The following is a 2,210-nucleotide window of genomic DNA, read 5'->3' as shown; positions in this document are numbered from 1 at the left end:
CAGGTGGAACAGCAGCTGGCCCTTGTCGTCGGAGGCGCCGCGGGCCCGCAACACCGGGCCGTCGACGGTGGGCTCGAACGGGTCGGTGTGCCACAGCTCCAGCGGGTCGACCGGCTGGACGTCGTGGTGGCCGTACACCAGGACGGTCGGTGCGTCCGGGTCCTCGCTCGGCCATTCGGCATAGACGGTGGGCATTCCCGCCGTCGGCCAGATCTCCACGACCGGAAAGCCGGTGCGCCGGCAGGCCTCGGCGAACCACTCCGCGCTGCGGATCACATCGTCGCGGCGTTCGGGCTGGGCGCTGATGCCGGGGATCCGCAACCAGGCGTCGAGATCGGCGAGCAGGTCGGCGGAATGGTCTGTCACGAAGGAACGAACGTCAGTGGTCACGTTCGGGAGATTATCGCTCGCCGGGCTCGGTGGCAGCGCAAGGTCAGGGCGTCGGGCACATCAGACGGCGGCGCCGTTGATGAGTTCACGCAGCTGGCGGGCGTCGAGCAGGTTCGCCGGTGCCACCGTCCGGGCCGCCCCAACGTAGTAGAACGCCGCGCCGACCGAGTCGAGCTCGGTGTCGGGGATGCCGCGGATGGCCGCCCAGGCCAGCCGGTAGAGAGCCAGCTGCACCGCCTTGGCGTCGGCGTCGGCACCGGTCGGCGGCCGGCCGGTCTTCCAGTCGACGACGGTGAAGCGGCCGTCGGGTTCGGCGAAGACGGCGTCCATCCGGCCACGGACCACCCGCGCGCCGAAGGACATCTCGAATCCGACCTCGACCGCGATCGGGGTCCGGTCGGCCCAGCTGCTGCGCTCGAACGCGGCCTTCAGGGCTTCGAGCTCGCCCGTGTCGGCCAGCTCGTCGACCGCGCCCGGCAGGTCGTCGATGTCCAGCAGCGACTCGGCGGCCCAGCGCTGCTCGAGCCAGGTATGGAATGCCGTGCCCCGCCTGGCCTGCTTGGCCGGCTGCTGGGGCAACGGCCTGCGAAGCCGGCGGGCCAGCTCGCCGGGATCGGCAGACAGCGCCACCACATCCGAGACCGACAGCTGCTCCGGTATCGCCACCTCGATCACGCCCGGCTCGGCCGCTGCCGCCCGTTCGGCCAGCAACAGCTCCACGTCCCGCTCCCACAGCTTGGCCAGCGGGCTGCGCTGGGAGACGGCCAGCTGGCTGGCCTCACCCGCGGTGTTCGAGGTGCGCAGGTGGCCCAGGGCGGTCAGTACCCGGCCGGCGCCGCGCTCGATCACGGCACGCCGGCCAGCCAGCGGATCGGCCGGCCAGCTCTGGCCGAGTTCCGTCCCTGACATCGGGTTCTGCTCCCCGTCCGCCAGCTGCCACCAGCCGTCCACCTCGACCGCGTCCGACTCGCGCAGCTCCTCCAGGAACACCGACGCCGGACGCGGCTTGCTGCCGGCACCCCAGGCAGCTCCGCTGGCGTACAGCGCCTTGCGGGCGCGGGTGAAGGCCACGTAGGCCAGCCGGCGTTCCTCGTTCAGGTGCCGCTCCTTCATCCGGGTTCGGTGCTCGGCGATCCGCGCCTCGCTGTCGCCGTGGTGCTGGCAGCCGGCGAAGTCCAGCACCGGCAGCTCGGCGGCGTCACCGCGCAGCGGCGAGGGAAGCAGCGCCGGGGTACTGGCCCAGTCGTGGTTCTTGGCCTGGTCGGGAAAGCCGTCGGCGACCAAGCCGGCCACCGCCACCACGTCCCACTCCAGTCCCTTGGCGCCATGCACCGTCAAGATCTGGACCCGGTCGGGCAACACCTCCAGAGTCGCCGGCTTGAGCCCGTACTCCTCCTCCTCGGCAGCCCGCAGGTAACCGAGAAAGGCCGACACCCCGGCACCGGCGCGATCGCTGGCGAACCGGGCCGCCTCGTCGATGAACCGGTCGAGATTGGCCCGGCCCGCGTGCTCGGCTCCGGACCTGGCCGCGACCTCGACGTCGAGCCCGAGCGCGCGTTCGATCTCGGCCACCAGGTCCGGCAGCGGCAGCTCCAGCCGCCGCCGCAGCCCGCGCAACATCGCCGCACACTCGGCCAGCCGCCGGTAGCCCTCGGCGGAGTACTGCGACGCCTCGCCGAGATCGTCGAGTGCTTCCACCAGGGACGGCTCGATCCGCTCGTCGTCGTCCAGCTGGTTCGGTCCGGCCGAGGCTCCGGCAGCGTTGGCAGCTCCGGCAGCGTTGGCAGCTCCGGCAGCGTTGGTGTCGGCTGGGTCGGCTG

2 protein-coding genes are annotated in these 2,210 nt (G+C 72.1%); both read right to left on the bottom strand.

Translation table 11 applies throughout. The annotated features are described in order from the left end of the window. A partial coding sequence (locus VF542_RS13515; protein WP_408652228.1) for a M20/M25/M40 family metallo-hydrolase occupies positions 1-390 on the bottom strand: 390 nt, incomplete at its 3' end. Positions 391-450: 60 nt separating this feature from the next. Continuing rightward, the coding region (locus VF542_RS13510; RefSeq protein WP_408652227.1) for a 3'-5' exonuclease at positions 451-2,210 on the bottom strand (1,760 nt) is incomplete at its 5' end.

The organism is Jatrophihabitans sp., from assembly GCF_036389215.1.
In the GTDB taxonomy this organism is placed as follows: Bacteria; Actinomycetota; Actinomycetes; order Mycobacteriales; family Jatrophihabitantaceae; genus Jatrophihabitans_A.
This window is presented reverse-complemented; position numbering and strand designations above follow the sequence as displayed.